Origin of the sequence: Alistipes sp. CAG:29 (assembly GCF_000435435.1) — a bacterium.
GTDB lineage: Bacteria > Bacteroidota > Bacteroidia > Bacteroidales > Rikenellaceae > Alistipes > Alistipes onderdonkii.
Genome location: NZ_FR893401.1, coordinates 1 through 1418 on the forward strand (window position 1 = coordinate 1; position 1418 = coordinate 1418).

2 protein-coding genes are annotated in these 1418 nt (G+C 62.6%); both read right to left on the reverse strand.

Annotated elements, in window-relative coordinates:
* Positions 1-25: 25 nt before the first annotated feature.
* Positions 26-1231 (reverse strand): conjugative transposon protein TraM, encoded by a 1206-nt coding sequence (gene traM / locus QVP03_RS01255; protein ID WP_022331867.1) that lies wholly within the window; start codon positions 1229-1231, stop codon positions 26-28.
* Positions 1232-1237: 6 nt separating this feature from the next.
* A partial coding sequence (locus tag QVP03_RS01260; protein WP_288210587.1) for a hypothetical protein occupies positions 1238-1418 on the reverse strand: 181 nt, incomplete at its 5' end.

A 1418-nucleotide genomic window follows, 5' to 3' on the forward strand; every position in this document is an offset into this window, starting at 1 on the left:
CAGATAAATAAGGTCTCTTTTCATTTTACTGCTGTTTTGAAATCAATAATAGCTGATGGTTGGCTTTGAGGGTTATCTTCACCTCGCGGAGTTTCCCGGCGACATACTGCGACGAAGCCTGCAATCCTCCGCGCGCCAGCTCGGACAATACCTGCTGCCCGGCCGAACGGGTGACGTTTACACTCGTTCCGGCGGTCTGCCCGACGGATGCCAGCGCCTCTTTGAGGGCCGTCCGCTCGCGGGAGTTCGGGACGTTCAGCCCCAGCTGGCCGTCGAGGTCGTAAGCTGCGGCTTCGACGGCGAAGATCCGCCCGCCGTATTCGACGGACGACACCGTGACTTGCAGCCGCATTCCGGCAATCGTCGCAAGACCGTATAACGGAGTGTTGCGGGGAATTAGCACTCCGTCGATGCGCACGGCTTCCAGCAGCCGCAGCTGTACCGTGCTTCCGGCACGTATGACCTGTGTCTGAGCTACGCAGGCTTTGACGGTCGGTACCTGATTCTCCGCCGCACGTCCCGTCGCGGTCAGAAATCCGAGGTTGCGCTCGATGGTGAAATCCGCCCGCGTGTCGAGCGTCGAGGCTTCGACCTCACCCTCCCGAACGGGCCGCATGACGGACAGGCGCGAATCCCTTCGCTGCTTCGTCGGCCCGGCCTCTTCGCCCGCGGCCGTTCCGCCGCCGAGATATTTCCGGGCGAGCTTGTACTGCTCCTCGGCCATTTCCAACGGGTCGGGCTGCTGCCGCTCGGCATCGAGCTGGGATTGCAGGGCCGTGACCTGCTCTTTCAGGGCTTCGACCTCGGCATTGCGCTGCGGAGCGGCGTAGAAGCCCTGCACCTGCTGCTGCATGGCCCGGTTGGCCTCGGCGGCCCGCTGTGCGGGGTTGTCCGCCGGGGCAGACTCCTCGGCGGGTTTGAGCCCGTCGTCCAGCAGCGAGAACGAGTTGTCGCCGAGTGTCATCATGCGTTTCTGCTGCTGTTCTTCGCTGCGGAACTGTTCCGCGGCTTTGCGTTTGTCGCCGACGGTGGCCTGAGCCTTGCCGTCCGGGACCGACGTGTTGATCCCCGCGGCCCCTTCTTGAGGCTTGACGGGTGCAGGCCGGAATATGAACCACAGCACGACGAGGAATATGCATCCGAGGATCGCCGCGAAGAGCAGTACCTTGCGTTTGCGCTGCCGTTCGAACTCCGCCGAGGGGTCGCTGCACGGATTCTTGTTGTCTGTCATAATGGTTTACGGTTTCAGGGGTAAATATTCAAAATGCCCGACCTCCAGCTCCGGTACCATGTCCGTAGCGAACAAGAGCCAAAGATAAAGGAGCAGCAGCAGGACGAGCGCCGCGAGTACGATCCGCTCCCGGATGCAGGGCGCGAGCATGTCGTGCCGGCGCCGCAGCGACCGCCGCACCCAACGG

Bases quoted from the DNA above. Each gene is read 5' to 3' on its own strand.
- traM (WP_022331867.1), bottom strand. From the start codon at position 1,231: ATGACAGACAACAAGAATCCGTGCAGCGACCCCTCGGCGGAGTTCGAA.